Origin of the sequence: Streptomyces sp. NPDC055955, from assembly GCF_042270245.1 — a bacterium.
In the GTDB taxonomy this organism is placed as follows: Bacteria; Actinomycetota; Actinomycetes; order Streptomycetales; family Streptomycetaceae; genus Streptomyces.
In genome coordinates this window covers 151,755-168,831 of record NZ_JBHJYS010000015.1, presented here as the reverse complement: position 1 = coordinate 168,831, position 17,077 = coordinate 151,755, and the positions used below count along the sequence as shown (strand labels likewise).

Below are 17,077 nucleotides of genomic sequence, written 5' to 3'. Positions count from 1 at the left end.
CGCGGTCATGTCTGTCTTCACTTCTTCCGGAGCGTGCGGTAGGTGGCGACGAGCGCCTGGGTGGAGGCGTCGAGGCCGGGGACGTCGGCGCCCTCGGTGAGGGCGGGCTCGACGCGCTTGGCGAGGACCTTGCCGAGTTCGACGCCCCACTGGTCGAAGGAGTCGATGTTCCAGACGGCGCCCTGGACGAACACCTTGTGCTCGTAGAGGGCGATGAGCTGGCCCAGGACGGAGGGCGTCAGTTCCTTCGCCAGGATGGTGGTCGTGGGGTGGTTGCCCTGGAACGTGCGGTGGGGCACCTGCGCCTCGGCGACGCCTTCGGCGCGTACCTCGTCCGCGGTCTTGCCGAAGGCGAGGGCCTGCCCCTGCGCGAACAGGTTCGCCATCAACAGGTCGTGCTGGTCGGCCAGTTGGGCCGAGAGCTCGCCGACCGGGCGGGCGAAGCCGATCAGGTCGGCCGGGATCAACTTCGTTCCCTGGTGGATGAGCTGGTAGTAGGCGTGCTGCCCGTTGGTGCCGGGGGTGCCCCAGACGACGGGACCCGTCTGCCAGTCCACCGGACGGCCCGCACGGTCCACGGACTTGCCGTTGGACTCCATGTCGAGCTGCTGGAGGTACGCCGTGAACTTGGACAGGTAGTGCGAGTACGGCAGCACCGCGTGCGACTGCGCGTCGTGGAAGTTGCCGTACCAGACGCCCAGCAGACCCATCAGGAGCGGGGCGTTCGACTCGGCGGGCGCGGTACGGAAGTGCTCGTCGACGAGGTGGAACCCGTCGAGCATCTCCCGGAACGCGTCCGGGCCGATCGCGATCATCAGCGAGAGGCCGATGGCCGAGTCGTACGAGTAACGGCCGCCGACCCAGTCCCAGAACTCGAACATGTTGGCCGTGTCGATACCGAAGTCGGACACCTTCTCGGCGTTCGTCGACAGGGCCACGAAGTGCTTCGCCACGGCATCCTGACCGGCCCTCAGACCCGTGAGGAGCCAATGACGCGCGGAGGTCGCGTTGGTGATCGTCTCGATCGTCGTGAACGTCTTCGAGGCGATGATGAACAACGTCTCGGCCGGGTCGAGATCACGCACGGCCTCGTGCAGATCCGCACCGTCCACGTTCGACACGAAACGGACCGTCAGATCCCGGTCGGTGAACGAGCGAAGCACCTCGTACGCCATCGCGGGACCGAGATCGGAACCGCCGATGCCGATGTTCACGACGTTCCTGATCCGCCTGCCGGTGTGACCCGTCCACTCGCCCGAACGGACCCTGCCCGCGAAAGCAGCCATCTTGTCGAGGACGGCATGCACCTGCGGGACGACATTCTCACCGTCGACCTCGACCACCGCGTCACGCGGAGCCCGCAGCGCCGTGTGCAGCACCGCCCGGTCCTCGGTCGTATTGATCTTCTCGCCGCGGAACATGGCGTCCCGCTGCCCGAACACGTCGGTGGCGGTGGCCAGTTCCTGGAGCAGGGCGAGCGTCTCGTCCGTGATCAGGTGCTTGGAGTAGTCGATGTGCAGGTCGCCGACCTGGACGGTGTAGCGCCCGGCGCGGTCCGGGTCGGTGGTGAACAGATCCCGCAGATGGACCTGGCGCTGCTTCGCGCGGTGGTCCGAAAGGGCCGTCCACCGGGGGCGGACCGTGAGATGCGGGGTGGTGTCAGGCATGTTGAACGCGCTCCTTGGTGCCGTCGCCGCGCAGGGCGACGGCGTACATCTCGTCCGCGTCGAGGCGGCGGAGTTCTTCGGCGATCAGCTCGGAGGTGGTGCGGACCTTGAGGGCCAGGGTGCGCTGCGGCTGGCCGGGCAGGGTGAGCTGGGCGAGCGGGCCCTCGGGGCGGTCGATGCGGATCTCGCCGCCGGCCGTGCCGAGGCGGACGGCGGTGACGACGGGGCCCGCGGTGGTGACGCGCTCGACGGGCACGCCGAGGCGGGCGCCCAGCCAGCGGGCGAGCAGTTCGGCGCTGGGGTTCTCGGCCTCGCTCTCGACGGCCGCCGAGGTGATCTCGGCGCCGGCCTGGTCGAGGGCGGCGGCGAGCATGGAACGCCACGGGGTGAGGCGGGTCCAGGCCAGATCGGTGTCGCCGGGGGCGTACGAGGCGGCACGGGCGGCCAGCGCGGACAGCGGGTCCTCGACCGCGTACGTGTCGGTGATGCGGCGCTGGGCGAGCGCACCCAGGGGGTCCTTGGCGGGAACCTCGGGGGCGTCGACGGGCCACCAGACGACGACGGGCGCGTCCGGGAGCAGCAGCGGCAGGACGACGGAGTCGGCGTGCTGGCCGACCTCTCCGTACAGGCGCAGCAGGACGGTCTCGCCGGTTCCGGCGTCCGCGCCGACGCGCACCTCGGCGTCGAGGCGGTTGCCCTGGCGGTCGCGGGGCGAGCGGGCGTGTCGCTTGATCACGACGAGGGTGCGCGAGGGGTGCTCGCGGGAGGCTTCCTCGGCGGCCTTGATGGAGTCGTAGGCGTTCTCCTCGTCGGTCACGATGACCATCGTGAGGACCATGCCCACGGCCGGGGTGCCAATCGCCCTGCGGCCTTCCACCAGGGCTTTGTTGATCTTGCTTGCCGTCGTGTCGGTGAGGTCGATCTTCATGGCCTGCGCCAGCTCCGTCCGTCTCGTGCGAGCATCTCGTCCGCTTCCTTCGGGCCCCAGCTTCCCGAGGCGTACTGCGCGGGCCGGCCGTGGGTGTCCCAGTGGTCCTCGATCGGGTCGAGGATCTTCCAGGACTCCTCCACCTCCTCCGTGCGGGGGAAGAGGTTGGCGTCGCCGAGCAGGACGTCCAGGATGAGCCGTTCGTACGCCTCCGGGCTGGACTCGGTGAAGGACTCGCCGTAGGCGAAGTCCATCGACACGTCCCGGATCTCCATCGAGGTACCCGGGACCTTCGAGCCGAAGCGTACGGTCATGCCCTCGTCGGGCTGGACGCGGATGACCACGGCGTTCTGGCCGAGTTCCTCCGTGGCGGTCGAGTCGAACGGGGAGTGCGGGGCGCGCTGGAAGACGACGGCGATCTCGGTGACGCGGCGGCCGAGGCGCTTGCCGGTGCGCAGGTAGAACGGGACGCCCGCCCAGCGGCGGTTGTCGACCGACAGCTTGATGGCCGCGTAGGTGTCGGTCTTCGACTTGGGGTCGATGCCGTCTTCCTGGAGGTAGCCGGGGACCTTCTCGCCGCCCTGCCACCCGGCCGCGTACTGGGCGCGGACGGTGTGCTCGCCGAGATTCTCCGGCAGCCGCACCGACTTGAGGACCTTGAGCTTCTCGGTCAGGAGCGACTCGGCGTCGAAGGAGGCGGGTTCCTCCATGGCGGTGAGGGCCATGAGCTGGAGGAGGTGGTTCTGGATGACGTCACGGGCGGCGCCGATGCCGTCGTAGTAGCCCGCGCGGCCGCCGATCCCGATGTCCTCGGCCATCGTGATCTGCACGTGGTCGACGTAACTCCGGTTCCAGATCGGCTCGTACATCTGGTTGGCGAACCGGAGGGCCAGGATGTTCTGGACGGTCTCCTTGCCGAGGTAGTGGTCGATGCGGAAGACCTGGTCGGGGGCGAAGACGTCGTGCACGATCGCGTTGAGTTCGCGGGCGCTGGCGAGGTCGTGGCCGAACGGCTTCTCGATGACGGCGCGGCGCCAGGAGCCCTGGGGTCCGTCGGCCAGGCCGTGCTTCTTGAGTTGCTGCACGACCTGCGGGAAGAACTTCGGCGGCACGGAGAGGTAGAAGGCGTAGTTGCCGCTGGTGCCGCGCTTCTCGTCGAGGTCGTCGACGGCCTCACGCAGTTGCTTGAACGCCGTGTCGTCGTCGAAGTCGCCGGGGATGAAGCGCATGCCTTCGACGAGCTGCTGCCAGACCTCCTCACGGAACTCGGTGCGGGAGTGCTCGCGCACCGCGTCGTGGACGACCTGGGCGAAGTCCTGGTCCTCCCACTCGCGGCGGGCGAAGCCGACGAGCGAGAAGCCCGGCGGCAGCAGTCCGCGGTTGGCGAGGTCGTAGACGGCCGGCATCAGCTTCTTGCGGGACAGGTCGCCGGTGACGCCGAAGATGACGAGCCCGGAGGGGCCCGCGATGCGCGGCAGGCGGCGGTCGCGGGGGTCCCTCAGCGGGTTCTGCCAAGCAGTGGTGCTCACTTGGCCTGCGCCTCCTTGCCGGCGAGGCGGTTCGCGACGGTGCCGAGCAGGTCGTTCCACGCGACGTCGAACTTGGCGACGCCCTCGTCCTCGAGCTGCTGGACGACCTCGTCGTAGGAGATGCCGAGCGCGTCGACGGCCTTGAGGTCGGCGCGGGCCTGCTCGTAGCCGCCCGTCACCGTGTCACCGGTGATCTCGCCATGGTCGGCGGTGGCCTTCAGGGTGCCCTCCGGCATCGTGTTGACCGTGCCGGGAGCGACGAGCTCGTCGACGTACAGGGTGTCCTTGTAGGCGGGGTCCTTGACGCCGGTGGAGGCCCACAGCGGGCGCTGCTCGTTGGCGCCGGCGGTCTCCAGCCTCGTGGCGCGCTCGGAGGCGAAGACCTCTTCGTACGCCTCGTACGCGAGGCGGGCGTTGGCGAGGGCGGCCTTGCCCTTGAGGGACTTGGCCTCGTCGGTGCCTACCTGGTCGAGGCGCTTGTCGATCTCGGCGTCGACGCGCGAGACGAAGAAGGAGGCGACGGAGTGGATGCCCGCCAGGTCGATGCCCGCGGCCTGCGCCTTCTCCAGGCCCGCGAGGTAGGCGTCCATGACGGCGCGGTAGCGCTCCAGGGAGAAGATCAGCGTGACGTTGACGCTGATGCCGAGGCCGATGACCTCGGTGATGGCCGGGAGGCCCGCCTTCGTCGCCGGGATCTTGATCATGACGTTCGGGCGGTCGACCAGCCAGGACAGCTGCTTGGCCTCGGCGACGGTGGCCGCCGTGTCGTGGGCGAGGCGCGGGTCGACCTCGATGGAGACGCGGCCGTCGCGGCCCTGCGTCGCGTCGTACACGGGGCGCAGGATGTCGGCGGCGGCGCGGACGTCGGCGGTGGTCATCATGCGGACCGCCTCGTCGACGGTGACGCCGCGGGTGGCGAGGTCGGCGAGCTGCTCCTCGTAGCCCTCACCGGAGCCGATGGCCGCCTGGAAGATCGAGGGGTTCGTCGTGACGCCCACGACGTGGCTGTTCTCGATCAGTTCGGCGAGGTTGCCGGACTCGATGCGCTTGCGGGACAGGTCGTCCAGCCAGATGGAAACGCCTTCGCCGGCAAGGGACTTGAGGGGCGTGACGGTGGAGTCGGCGTTGCTCATGTGCTTCATCTTCTTTCGGGTGTACGGGCGCGTACGGGTCAGGCGCGGGCGGCGGTGAGGGACTCGCGCGCCTGCGCGGCGATGTTGTCGGCGGTGAAGCCGTACTCGGCGAAGAGCGTGGCGGCGTCGGCGGAGGCGCCGAAGTGCTCCAGGGAGACGATGCGTCCGGCGTCGCCGACGTAGCGGTACCAGGTCAGTCCGATGCCGGCCTCGACGGCGACGCGCGCCTTCACGGACGACGGCAGGACGCTGTCCTTGTAGTCCTGCGGCTGCTCCTCGAACCACTCGACGGACGGCATCGACACGACGCGTGTGCCGATCCCCTCGGCCTCCAGCTGCTCGCGGGCGGCCACGGCGAGGTGCACCTCGGAGCCGGTCGCGATCAGGATGAGGTCCGGCGTCTCGGTGGAGGCCTCGCGCAGCACGTAACCGCCCTTCGCCGCCCGCTCGTCGAGCGCGTACGTGGGCACGCCCTGGCGGGTCAGCGCGAGGCCGTGCGGGGCGGGCTTGGCCGTGCCGCGGCGCAGGATCTCGCGCCAGGCGACGGCGGTCTCGTTGGCGTCGGCCGGGCGGACGATGTTCAGACCCGGGATGGCGCGCAGGGAGGCGAGGTGCTCGACGGGCTGGTGCGTGGGGCCGTCCTCGCCCAGGCCGATGGAGTCGTGGGTCCACACGTACGTGACGGGGAGCTGCATCAGCGCGGAGAGGCGGACGGCGTTGCGCATGTAGTCCGAGAAGACGAGGAAGGTGCCGCCGTAGATGCGGGTGTTGCCGTGCAGCGCGATGCCGTTCATCTCGGCGGCCATCGAGTGCTCGCGGATGCCGAAGTGGATCGTGCGGCCGTACGGGTCCGCTTCCGGCAGCGGGTTGCCCTTGGGCAGGAACGAACTGGCCTTGTCGATGGTGGTGTTGTTCGAGCCCGCGAGGTCGGCGGAGCCGCCCCACAGCTCGGGGATGACCGGGCCGAGCGCCTGGAGGACCTTGCCGGACGCGGCGCGCGTCGCGACCTTCGTGCCCTCGTCGAAGGTCGGGAGCGCCTGCTCCCAGCCCTCGGGGAGGCGGCCGGCGACCACGCGGTCGAGGAGGGCGGAGCGCTCGGGCTCGGCCGTGCGCCACTCGCCGAGCCGCTTGTCCCACTCGGTGTGCGCGTCGGCGCCGCGGTCGAGGGCCCCGCGGGTGTGGGCGAGGACGTCGTCGGCGACCTCGAAGGTCTGCTCCGGGTCGAAGCCGAGGACGCGCTTGGTGGCGGCGATCTCCTCGGCGCCGAGGGCGGAGCCGTGGGACGCCTCGGTGTTCTGGGCGTTCGGGGCCGGCCAGGCGATGATCGTGCGCATCGCGATGATGGACGGGCGGCCGGTCTCGGCCTTCGCCGCGGCCAGGGCCTCGTACAGGGCCCGCACGTCGGTGTCGCCGTCGGCCTTGGGCTCGATGCGCTGGACGTGCCAGCCGTAGGCCTCGTACCGCTTCAGGACGTCCTCGGAGAACGCGGTGGCGGTGTCGCCCTCGATGGAGATGTGGTTGTCGTCGTAGACGAAGACGAGGTTGCCGAGCTTCTGGTGGCCGGCGAGGGAGGAGGCCTCGGCGGAGATGCCCTCCTCCAGGTCGCCGTCGGAGACGATCGCCCAGATGGTGTGGTCGAAGGGGGACTCGCCTTCGGGGGCCTCGGGGTCGAAGAGGCCGCGCTCGTAACGGGCTGCCATCGCCATGCCGACGGCGTTGGCGACGCCCTGGCCGAGCGGGCCGGTCGTCGTCTCGACACCGGCGGTGTGGCCGTACTCGGGGTGGCCGGGGGTCTTGGAGCCGTGGGTGCGGAACGCCTTCAGGTCGTCCAGCTCCAGCTCGTAGCCGGAGAGGAAGAGCTGGGTGTAGAGGGTGAGGCTGGTGTGACCCGGGGAGAGGACGAAGCGGTCGCGGCCGGTCCACTCGGGGTCGGCCGGGTCGTGGCGCATGACCTTCTGGAAGAGGGTGTACGCGGCGGGGGCCAGGCTCATCGCCGTACCCGGGTGTCCGTTGCCGACCTGCTGCACGGCGTCGGCCGCGAGCAGGCGCGCGGTGTCGACGGCACGCCGGTCGAGGTCACTCCACTCGAAGGGGCCGAGGGCGTCCGGTGTCTGCGTGCTCATCTGTACGACTTCCTTCGCATCCGTTGTGCATCCGAGGTACCGAAAGGCACCACTCGACCGGGGATAAAGCCCTGGTCGAGCCACCTACGAATCTAAAGGTCATACTTTTGGCGCGGCAGGTGCCCCCGTGCCAGCGTTCGGTGAAAATGGGACACCTACGAGAGGCCGAGCGGGTTTGAGTCAAGGAAATTGGATGACGGAGCAGGGCGGCGCACATCCGAGCGCACATATGGGAGCGACGGAGCACATCCGTACGTATCCCTTCGACCCGAGCGCCAGCGTGTCCGGGGTCGGGATACAGATCGGCCCGATGGGCACGGAGGGGCCCTGGGCGGGCGGCGTCGGCCTCTCACGCCGCGTGCACCGGATCGACTTCCACGTCCTGCTCTTCTTCCGCGAGGGCCCGGTCCACCACATGATCGACTTCACGGAGTACGAGGTCGGAGCCGGCGACATCCTGTGGATCCGGCCCGGCCAGGTGCACGGCTTCTCGACGAGCGAGCGCTACGTCGGCACGGCGCTCACCATGCAGCCCGGCTTCCTGCCGCGCGCGATCGTCGAGGCGACGGGCCTGTACCGCTACGACCGGCCGCCCCTCCTCCACCCCGACGAGGCCCAGCTCGCCGCCCTGGACTCCTCCCTCGAGCAGCTGAAGCGCGAGTACCTGGACACGGCGACGCTGCCGCTCAGCCTGCACACCTCCGTGCTGCGGCACTCGCTCACGGCCTTCATGCTGCGGGTCGCACATGTGTCGGCGCAGGCGGCGGCGGACGAGTGCAGGCCGCAGCCGGACACGACGTTCAGCCGCTTCCGCACGGCGGTCGAGCAGGGGTTCACCACGAACCACAGCGTGAGCGCGTACGCCGACGAGCTCGGCTACTCCCGGCGCACCCTCGTCCGCGCGGTGCGGGCGGCGACCGGCCAGACCCCGAAGGCCTTCATCGACCGCCGGGTGACCCTGGAGGCGAAGCGCCTGCTGGCCCACACGGACCTGCCGGTGGGCCGGATCGGCGTGGCCGTCGGCATCGGGGACTCGGCGAACTTCTCGAAGTACTTCCAGCAGCACACGGGCGTGACACCGGCGGCGTTCCGGGCCGAACAGGCCTGACCCACACCGCTTCCCCCGGGGATGCACGGGCCCGCGGCGGCCGCGTTTCACCATGCGCAACGGGGGGTTGACCGTTCCTCTCTCACCCCTTACGTTGCTCGCACCTCCCACAGGTATATCGATTAACCACTCCGTCGTTACCCGTAACCCCGGTTGGAGACATACCGCTGTGCGCTCTGTGCCCTCGACGATGAGTCGGCGCGGATTCCTCGCCGCCGGCGGCGGACTCGCCGCCGCCTCCGCCCTGTCCGGCTGCTCCGCCCTCGCCGCCGCCGACGACGACCCCGACACCCTCGTGGTGCACAGCCAGCTCGGCACCACCGCCCCCGGCTCCCCCACCTACCTCTCCTCCCTGGACCGGTTCCGCAAGGAGAACCCCGGCCTCAAGGTCAGGAACCTCGTCAACGGCGACGACCTCGCGCAGGTCTACGAGACCTCGCGGCTGGCCCGCAAGGAGCCGGACGTCGTCATGGTGAACCTCTACGACAAGACGCTGGCCTGGACCGATGTCGGCGCCACCGTCGACGTGAAGGGCTACCTGGACGACTGGGGGCTGCGCGAGCGGGTGCTGCCCGTGGCCCTGGACGCGTGGACCGACGCCGAGGGCCGGGTGCGGGCCTTCCCCTACTTCGCCACCAACTGGCCCGTCGCCTACAACCGGGCGCTCCTCGACAAGGCGGGCGTCGACCGCGTCCCGGCCACCGGCGACGAACTGATCGCCGCGGCGGGCAAGCTGCGCAGGAAGGGCATCGCTCCCGTCACGGTCGGCGGCAACGACTGGACCGGCCAGAAGCTGCTCGCCCAGATCATCCAGACGTTTCTGACCGAGGACGAGGCCAGGCACGTCTACGCGACCGGGGACTTCGGCAGCCGGGGCGCACGGCAGGGCCTCGAGTACTTCGTGGAGCTGCGCGACGCCGGGGTGTTCGCCGACAAGGCCCAGGGCCTGACGTCGGACTCGATGACCACGCAGTTCAACACGCAGGCCGCGGCGATGCAGTCCGCCATGTCGTCGGCCCTCGCGAAGGTGCCGGCCGAGGTGGCGCGGCACACCGACGTGGGTGGCTGGCCGCTGGCCCCGGGGGCGGCGCACGACAAGCCGACGATCCTGCGGACGTACACGCTGATCGGCTTCTGGATCAGCCCGAACGGCACGAAGAAGATCGACGCCGTCGAGAAGTTCCTGCGGTTCATGTACCGCCCGGACACCGTCTCGCGGTTCATCGAGGAGGCCGGGCGCGACATGGCGCTGCGGTCCGACACGGTCAGCTCGGACTTCCCGCTGGTGGCCGCGGCGCAGCGGCTCGGCGGTGACGTGAGCCAGGTGCTGCTGCCCGACCTGTTCGTCCCGCCGGCCGCGACGCAGCCGCTGATCACGGCGACGAGTACCTCCTTCACACGCGGCACGAGCGCGGCCAGGGTCCGCTCGGTCCTCGAGGCCGCGTACCGCGGCGTCTGAACCGCACGCCCCCCTCTCTCTCCTCATCCGTAAGGGAGTTGCTCATGACGACGATGACGTCGACAGCGGGCGAGACCGCGGTCCGCCGCCCCACCCCGCCTTCCCCCGACGCCGCCCGGCGGCCGCGCCGCCAGGGCGGCACGATCCTCGCCCTGCCCGCCCTCGTCTGGTACCTGGTCTTCATGGTCGGCCCGCTGGTCGCCATCTTCGTGGTCGCCGCCCTGCGCTGGCCGGGCATGCTGCAGCCCGTCTCGTTCGCCGGGTTCGACAACGTGCGCACGGTCCTCGACGACCCGGTGTTCTGGGACGCGGTGAGCAACACGGCGGTCCAACTCGTCGTCGCCGTGCCGGTGATGATCGTGTGCGCCTACATGCTCGGCTACTACGTCGCGCAGAAGCCGCCCGGCCACAAGGTCATCCGGTATCTGCTGTTCATCCCCGGGCTGATCTCGACCCCGGCGAAGGCGATGGTGTTCTACGCGGCACTGTCCCCCGACGGCCTGGTCAACGGCGGCCTGAAGGCGGTCGGTCTCGGCTCGCTCGCCGACGCGTGGCTCGCCTCCCCCTCCACCGCGCTCGCGTGCCTGATCGCGCTGGACATCTGGGCCGGGATCGGCTTCACGGCGGTGCTGTTCGCGGCGCGGCTCGGGAGTGTCCCCGAGGAGATCGGCGAGGCGGCGCAGCTGGACGGCGCCGGGCACTGGCGGACCATGTGGCGCATCCACTTCCCCGTGATCCGCGACTACGTGGGCGTGGTGACGATGCTGCAGTTCCTGTGGACGCTCTTCGGGTCGGCCCAGCACGTACTGCTGCTGACACAGGGCGGCCCCGGCAGCTCGTCGACCACGCTGTCCTTCCTCGTCTACCAGAAGGCGTTCATCGCGGCCGACCTCGGCTACAGCCAGACCGTCGGTGTCTTCCTCTTCCTCACCGGGCTCGTCGGACTGCTCGCCATCCGGCGCGCGTTCCGCCGGAACCACTGATCGGAGCCGTCGCCATGAAGTCCGCCCAGCGCAGCCGCCTCGGCAGGTCCTGGCTGCCCGCCCACATCCTCGTCTGGCTCTACGCGGTGCTCCTCGTCGTGCCGCTGTACTACTTCCTCGCCTCGGCGTTCAAGACGAACGAGGAGATCTTCGCCAGTCCGTTCGCGCTGCCGTCGTCCCTCGGCCTCGGCAACTTCGACACCGCCTTCCACAGCGCCGATCTCGGGCTCGCGGTCGTCAACTCGGCCCTGGTGACGGTGTTCTCGCTCGTGCTGACGCTGGCGCTCGCGATCCCCGCGGCGTTCGCGCTGGCCCGTTCGACGGGCCGGCTCGCCTCCCTGGTCGAGAGCGTCTTCTCCCTGGGGTTCCTGATCCCGACGTTCGCGGCGCTCTTCCCGACGTTCCTGCTCGCCGCGTCCACCGGCCTGTTCCACACGCGCACGTTCATGATCCTTTTCCTGCCGGCCACGGCGATGCCGCTCTCCGTGGTGATCCTGGTCCAGTTCATGCGGACCGTCCCCAGGGAGATGGAGGAGGCGGCCCGCATGGACGGCGCCTCGACGTTCGCGGTGCTCCGGCACGTGTACACGCCGATGTGCCTGCCCGGCATCGCGACGGTGCTGCTCCTCAACTTCCTGACGTTCTGGAACGAGTACCTGTACTCGCTCGTCATCATCGGCCCGGACCCGGCGCAGCGCACGGTCCAGGTGGCGCTGCCCACGCTGAAGTCCATCACCGGGACGGACTACGGGGTCCTGACCGCGGGAACCGTCCTCACCCTCGTGCCGGTGTGGATCGTCTATACGGTGCTCCAGAAGCGGATGCAGCAGGCACTCGTCAGTGGGGCGGTGAAGATGTGAGCGGGACCCGACCGAAACGGCCGACCGGTCGTCCGACCATCAAGGCGGTGGCGGCCGCGGCGGGGGTGTCGACGGCCGCCGTGTCGCAGGCCTTCAACGAGAAGGGCCGGCTCGCCGAGCCGACCCGGCGGCGGATCCTCGACGCGGCGGCGGAGCTCGGCTGGTCGCCGAGCGCGTCCGCCTCGGCGCTGCGCAGCGCGCGTACCCGCACCCTCGCGCTCGTCGTGCGCAGGCCCACCGACGTGCTCGGGGCCGACCCGCACTTCAGCGAGCTGATCACCGGTATAGAGGGCGAGTTGGCGCCGCGCGGCTACGGTCTGCTCCTGCATCTCGTCGCCGGTGTCGACGAGGAGAGCGCGCTCTACGAGCGGCTCGCCTCGGAGGGCCGGGTCGACGGCGCCGTCCTGACGGACGCGCGGGCCGACGACCCGCGCCCGGCCCTGCTGCGCCGTATCGGCCTCCCGTCGGTACTGCTCGGCGCGCCCGACCCGGAGGCGTCCGTGCCCACCGTCGGGCTCGGCAACCAGGGGGCGGGCGTCCACGAGGCCGTCGACCACCTGCTCGGGCTCGGCCACCGGCGCATCGCGTACGTCGCCGGACCCGCCGAGCTCCAGCACACCTGGCTGCGCCGCACGGTCTTCGAGGAGACACTCGAACTCGCCGGGCTCCGTCCCGCCGCCGTCCTGAGCACCGACTTCTCGGAGTCGGCCGCCGTCGCCGCGACCGAGGATCTCATCGGGCGCGCCGAGCGTCCGACCGCGATCGTGTACGCCAACGACTCGATGGCCGTGTGCGGCATCGGCACCGCGCAGCGGGCCGGCCTCGCCGTGCCCCGGGACCTGTCCGTCGTCGGCTACGACAACCTTCCCCTCGGCCGCTGGCTGCACCCGCGCCTGACGACCGTCGACCAGCAGGTGCAGCGGGTCGGCGCGGCCGCCGCGCGCCTGCTGCTCGCCCGGTGCGGCGAGGACGTCCCCGAGACACCGCTCGAAGGGCGCCCGCACCTGGTCGTCCGCGAGTCGACCGGCCCCGCGACCCCCTGTTAGATCCCGCATTTCAACGGAGCTAGGTACCACCATGCGACGCCACAGCGCCCACCTCACCCACGACTCCGCCGTCCTGCCCTGGCTCGGCGCCAACTTCTGGTCCCGCACGGGCGGCCCGCTGATGTGGCGCGACTACGAGCCGAAGACGGTGCGCGAGGAACTGGCGGTGCTGCGCGAGCACGGCCTGAACATGACCCGGTCGTTCTTCTACTGGCCCGACTTCCACCCCGAACCGCACCGGATCGACGAGGAGTTGTGCGAGCGCTTCCGCGACTTCCTCGACGCGCACACCGAGGCGGGCATGGGCACCGTACCGACGTTCATCGTCGGTCACATGTCCGGCGAGAACTGGGATCCGGCCTGGCGCGGGAACCGGGACCTGTACGAGGACGTGTGGATGGTCGGCCGGCAGGCGTGGTTCGTGTCGCAGATGACGCGCCGTTTCAAGGACCACCCGGCGGTCACGGGCTGGCTGATCACCAACGAGATGCCGGGCTACGGGCGGATCTACCAGGTCGACCCGCCCTCCAGCGACGTCGTCACGGCGTGGGCGCAGGCCATGTGCAACGCGGTGCGCGCGGCCGGCGGCACCCAGCCGGTCTCCCTGGGCGACGGGGCGTGGGGCATCGAGGTGACGGGCCGCGACAACGGCTTCTCGCTGCGGGACACCGCCGAGTACGTCGACTTCGTGGGCCCGCACGTCTACCGCTCCGACACGGACCGGCCGCGCCAGCACTACCGGGCCGCGTTCGAGTGCGAGCTCGCGTCCGTCACGGGGCAGCCGGTGGTCCTGGAGGAGTTCGGTCTGTCGACGGACACGGTCTCCGCCGAGAACGCGGGCGTGTACTACCGCCAGACCCTGCACAACTCACTGCTCGGCGGCGCGACGGGCTGGGTCGCCTGGAACAACACGGACTACGACGACCTGTGGGACCGTTCCCCCTACGACCACCACCCCTTCGAGATGCACTTCGGCATCACGGACAGCGCGGGCGCCCCGAAGGCACCCCTCGTCGAACTCGCCGCCTTCGCCACGGTGCTGGAGCAGGTCGACTTCGCGCGCTGCCGCCGCTCGGACGCCGGGGCCGCGCTGGTCGTGCCCGCGTTCCTGGAGCGTGGCTACCCGTACAGCCGCCCCGCAGACCGCCCGCTCATCTTCACCTCGCTCCACCAGGGGTACGTCGCGGCGCGCGCCGCGGACCTGGCGGTGGGTCTCACCCGGGAGGCGGACGGCATCAGCGAGGACGTCGCGCTCTATCTCCTGCCCGCCACAAGGCAGTTGACGACGCGCGCCCGGCGCGCACTGGCACGGCGGGCCGCCGAGGGGGCGACGGTCTATCTGTCCTTCTGCTCGGGCGAGCACCCCGGGACGCGCGGACCGTGGTTCGACGACCTGGACGGGCTGTTCGGGGTCGAGATGCAACTGTCGTACGGGGTGGCCGAGCCGATCGAGGACGACGTCCTGGAGATGACGTTCACGAAGGACTTCGGGGGCATCAGGGCCGGTGAGACCCTGCGTTTCCCCGTCGCGGGCAACGAGGACAGCCGGGCGTACCTGCCGGTCGAGGCGCGCGACGCGGAGGTCGTCGCCGTCGACGCGCACGGCCGCCCCGCACTGCTGTCACGGGCCACGGGCCTCGGGCGCACCGTCCTCGCGACGTATCCGCTGGAGCACATGGCGGCCCGCACGGCGCACGTCAACCCGGAGCAGACGCACCGGCTGTACGCGGCGCTGGCCGAGGTCGCCGGTGTGGCACGGCCCGTGACGGTCGAGAGCCCGTTCGTGTCGGCCGATGTACTGGTCCACGAGGACGGGCGGCGGTTCGTGTGGCTGGTGAGCCAGTCCGGACAGGAGGTGGCGGTGTGTCCGCAGGCGGACGGGAAACTGCACGACACGGGGACGGGCGAGCCCGTCACGGACGTCACCCTGGACCCGTACGGCGTGCGCGTTCTGGAACTGCGATGAGCGAGCCGCTGTACCGCGATCCCGCGGCCCCCGTGCGCGAGCGCGTGCGGGACCTGCTGGGCCGGATGACCCTCACCGAGAAGGTCGGGCAGCTCAACCAGCGGATGTACGGCTGGCACGCGTACGAGCGCACCGGCTCGGGCCACCGGCTCACGGACGCGTTCCGCTCCGAGGTCGCCGCGTACGACGGCATGGGCGCCCTGTACGGGTTGCAGCGTGCGGACCCGTGGTCCGGGGTGACCTTCGCCGACGGGATCACGGCGGCGGACGCGGCGGGCGTCGCGGACGCGGTCCAGCGGCACATGGTCGAGCGGACGCGCCTCGGCATCCCGGTGCTCCTGGTCGAGGAGGTCCCGCACGGCCACCAGGCTCTCGACGGCACCGTCCTGCCGGTCAACCTGGCCGTCGGCTCGACGTGGGACCCGGACCTCTACGAGGAGGCGGCGGCCGCGGCGGCGGCCGAACTGCGCGCCAGGGGCGGCCATCTGGCCCTGGTGTCGGCGCTCGACCTCGTCCGCGACCCGCGCTGGGGCCGGGCCGAGGAGTGCTTCGGCGAGGACCCCTATCTGGCGGCCCGGTTCACACAGGCACTCGTACGGGGCATGCGGCGGGCCGGGATCGGGGTGGTGCTCAAGCACTTCGCGGGCCAGGGTTCCTCGATCGGCGGGCGCAACAGCGCGGCGACCGAGCTGGGCGCCCGCGAGCTGCACGAGATCCACCTGGCCGCGGCGCGGGCGGGGGTCCGCGAGGGCGCCGCGGGCGTGATGGCGGCGTACAACGAGTTCGACGGCCTGCCGTGCGCGGCGAGCCGGTACCTCCTGACCGAACTCCTGCGGGAGCGCTGGGGGTTCGACGGCATCGTGATGGCGGACGGGGGCGCGCTCGACCGGCTGACGCAGCTGGCCGGCGATCCCGCGGCGGCGGGCGCGCTCGCCCTGGCGGCGGGCACGGATCTTAGCCTGTGGGACGGCTGTTTCCCGCGACTCGGGGAGGCCGTCGAGCGGGGGCTCGTGGCGGAGGAGACCGTCGACACGGCGGTGGAGCGCGTCCTCGCGCTCAAGTTCCGCCTCGGCCTCTTCGAGCGGCCCTACGCCGGGGAACCGGAACAGCCCTGTGATGTGAGGGAGTTGAGCGAACGTGTGGCCCGGGAGTCGATCGTGCTCCTGGAACACGACGGGGTGACGCTGCCGCTCGGCCCTTCCCCGCGCCGCATCGCGGTCGTGGGTCCCGGGGCGGACTCCGTTCCCGGCCAGATCGGGGACTACACCGCGCCGCAGCGGCCCGGCTCGGGCGTCACCGTGCTCGACGGGATCCGGGCGGGGGCCGCTCCCGGCTCCGAAGTGGCCTACGCGCGCGGCTGCGAGCTCGTCGGCGGCGATCTCTCCGGCGTGCCGGAGGCGGTCGCGCTGGCCGCGTCGTCGGACGTGGCCGTGCTCGTCCTCGGCGGTTCGAGCGCCCGCGAGGCCGACACGCGCTTCGAGGCCAACGGGGCGGCCGTCGTCGCCTCGGGGAACCCGGTCGGCATGACCTGCGGCGAAGGCGTCGACCTGGCCGATCTGCGGCTGCCCGAGGGACAGTCGGCGCTGCTCGACGCGGTGGCGGCGACGGGCACCCCGGTCGTCGTGGTCCTCGTCCAGGGCCGCCCGCACGCGCTGCCCGACCTCACGGGGAAGGTGAAGGGCGTGCTGTGCGCCTGGTATCCGGGACCGTGGGGCGGACGGGCGGTGGCCGACGTCCTGTTCGGGACCGCGTCGCCGGCGGGCCGGCTCCCGGTGTCGGTGCCGCGGTCCGCCGCGCAACTGCCGGTCTTCTACAACGCCAAGGACCACGGATACCGCGGCTACGTGGACCAGAGCGTCTGCGCGCGGCATTCCTTCGGCCACGGCCTGTCCTACTCGACGGTCGCGTACGCGGAACCCCGCCTCGCGCACTCCACGGTCACGGCCGGTGAACCCGGCACGACGTGCTCCGTCACGGTGACGAACACCGGGACGCGGCCCGTGCGCGAGACGGTGCAGCTGTATGTGCGCCGGGTGTCGGGCGGTACGTCGTGGCCGCGCGTGCGGGAACTGCGGGGTTTCGTACGGCTCGACCTGGAGCCCGGCGGGAGCGCCGAGGCCGTGTTCGCCGTCGACGCCGAGGTGCTCGCCTCGGTCGGCCGCGACCTGGACCTCGCCGTGGAGCCCGGCGCGTTCTCGATCGAGACGGGACCCTCGTCGGACCGCACGCGGGGCGCGGCACTGACCGTGACGCCATGACGGGGGTGGGGGCCGGG

General features: G+C 71.0%; 12 protein-coding genes. 7 read left to right on the top strand and 5 right to left on the bottom strand.

The window, feature by feature from the left end; genetic code table 11:
* Window positions 1-17: 17 nt before the first annotated feature.
* Genes pgi through tkt form a run of 5 tightly spaced genes read right to left on the bottom strand, consistent with a single transcriptional unit; the run spans window position 18 to window position 7,380 of the window.
* Window positions 18-1,667, bottom strand: a complete 1,650-nt coding sequence (pgi, locus tag ACFC96_RS28270) for a glucose-6-phosphate isomerase (RefSeq protein ID WP_376614759.1) — start codon at window positions 1,665-1,667, stop codon at window positions 18-20.
* Window positions 1,660-2,595, bottom strand: coding sequence for a glucose-6-phosphate dehydrogenase assembly protein OpcA (gene opcA, locus ACFC96_RS28265; RefSeq protein WP_376257101.1), 936 nt, complete (start codon window positions 2,593-2,595; stop codon window positions 1,660-1,662). The genes pgi and opcA overlap by 8 nt, the downstream gene beginning before the upstream one ends.
* On the bottom strand, window positions 2,592-4,124 hold the full coding sequence (gene zwf, locus ACFC96_RS28260; protein WP_376614757.1) for a glucose-6-phosphate dehydrogenase: 1,533 nt from the start codon (window positions 4,122-4,124) through the stop codon (window positions 2,592-2,594). The genes opcA and zwf overlap by 4 nt, the downstream gene beginning before the upstream one ends.
* On the bottom strand, window positions 4,121-5,257 hold the full coding sequence (tal, locus tag ACFC96_RS28255; protein WP_376257098.1) for a transaldolase: 1,137 nt from the start codon (window positions 5,255-5,257) through the stop codon (window positions 4,121-4,123). Before tal ends, zwf begins: the two co-directional genes overlap by 4 nt.
* A 38-nt stretch (window positions 5,258-5,295) precedes the next feature.
* The gene (tkt, locus tag ACFC96_RS28250; protein WP_376614755.1) at window positions 5,296-7,380 is read right to left on the bottom strand and encodes a transketolase; all 2,085 of its coding nucleotides are present in this window, start codon (window positions 7,378-7,380) and stop codon (window positions 5,296-5,298) included.
* A gap of 193 nt (window positions 7,381-7,573) precedes the next feature.
* Between tkt and ACFC96_RS28245 the strand changes: the two genes are divergently transcribed.
* From ACFC96_RS28245 to ACFC96_RS28215, 7 genes are all read left to right on the top strand, one after another.
* Window positions 7,574-8,488: an AraC family transcriptional regulator gene (locus tag ACFC96_RS28245; RefSeq protein ID WP_376257094.1), complete on the top strand. Its 915-nt coding sequence runs from the start codon at window positions 7,574-7,576 to the stop codon at window positions 8,486-8,488.
* A 178-nt stretch (window positions 8,489-8,666) separates the two neighbouring features.
* Window positions 8,667-9,947 (top strand): ABC transporter substrate-binding protein, encoded by a 1,281-nt coding sequence (locus ACFC96_RS28240; RefSeq protein WP_376257601.1) that lies wholly within the window; start codon window positions 8,667-8,669, stop codon window positions 9,945-9,947.
* Window positions 9,948-9,991: 44 nt separating this feature from the next.
* The gene (locus ACFC96_RS28235) at window positions 9,992-10,930 is read left to right on the top strand and encodes a carbohydrate ABC transporter permease (protein ID WP_376614753.1); all 939 of its coding nucleotides are present in this window, start codon (window positions 9,992-9,994) and stop codon (window positions 10,928-10,930) included.
* 14 nt (window positions 10,931-10,944) lie between these two features.
* Entirely contained in the window at window positions 10,945-11,790 is an 846-nt protein-coding gene (locus tag ACFC96_RS28230) for a carbohydrate ABC transporter permease (RefSeq protein WP_376257090.1), read from the top strand.
* A gap of 47 nt (window positions 11,791-11,837) precedes the next feature.
* On the top strand, window positions 11,838-12,836 hold the full coding sequence (locus ACFC96_RS28225; RefSeq protein ID WP_376614752.1) for a LacI family DNA-binding transcriptional regulator: 999 nt from the start codon (window positions 11,838-11,840) through the stop codon (window positions 12,834-12,836).
* A gap of 31 nt (window positions 12,837-12,867) precedes the next feature.
* The gene (locus tag ACFC96_RS28220; RefSeq protein ID WP_376614750.1) at window positions 12,868-14,802 is read left to right on the top strand and encodes a cellulase family glycosylhydrolase; all 1,935 of its coding nucleotides are present in this window, start codon (window positions 12,868-12,870) and stop codon (window positions 14,800-14,802) included.
* Window positions 14,799-17,060 carry a glycoside hydrolase family 3 N-terminal domain-containing protein gene (locus tag ACFC96_RS28215; protein WP_376614749.1) on the top strand — a complete coding sequence of 754 codons (2,262 nt, stop codon included), beginning with the start codon at window positions 14,799-14,801 and terminating at the stop codon, window positions 17,058-17,060. The genes ACFC96_RS28220 and ACFC96_RS28215 overlap by 4 nt, the downstream gene beginning before the upstream one ends.
* The last annotated feature ends 17 nt before the right edge of the window (window positions 17,061-17,077 follow it).

Bases quoted from the DNA above. Each gene is read 5' to 3' on its own strand.
- tal (WP_376257098.1), bottom strand. From the start codon at position 5,257: ATGAGCAACGCCGACTCCACCGTCACGCCCCTCAAGTCCCTTGCCGGC.
- pgi (WP_376614759.1), bottom strand. From the start codon at position 1,667: ATGCCTGACACCACCCCGCATCTCACGGTCCGCCCCCGGTGGACGGCC.
- ACFC96_RS28220 (WP_376614750.1), top strand. From the start codon at position 12,868: ATGCGACGCCACAGCGCCCACCTCACCCACGACTCCGCCGTCCTGCCC.
- tkt (WP_376614755.1), bottom strand. From the start codon at position 7,380: ATGAGCACGCAGACACCGGACGCCCTCGGCCCCTTCGAGTGGAGTGAC.
- opcA (WP_376257101.1), bottom strand. From the start codon at position 2,595: ATGAAGATCGACCTCACCGACACGACGGCAAGCAAGATCAACAAAGCC.
- ACFC96_RS28215 (WP_376614749.1), top strand. From the start codon at position 14,799: ATGAGCGAGCCGCTGTACCGCGATCCCGCGGCCCCCGTGCGCGAGCGC.
- ACFC96_RS28245 (WP_376257094.1), top strand. From the start codon at position 7,574: ATGACGGAGCAGGGCGGCGCACATCCGAGCGCACATATGGGAGCGACG.
- ACFC96_RS28235 (WP_376614753.1), top strand. From the start codon at position 9,992: ATGACGACGATGACGTCGACAGCGGGCGAGACCGCGGTCCGCCGCCCC.
- ACFC96_RS28230 (WP_376257090.1), top strand. From the start codon at position 10,945: ATGAAGTCCGCCCAGCGCAGCCGCCTCGGCAGGTCCTGGCTGCCCGCC.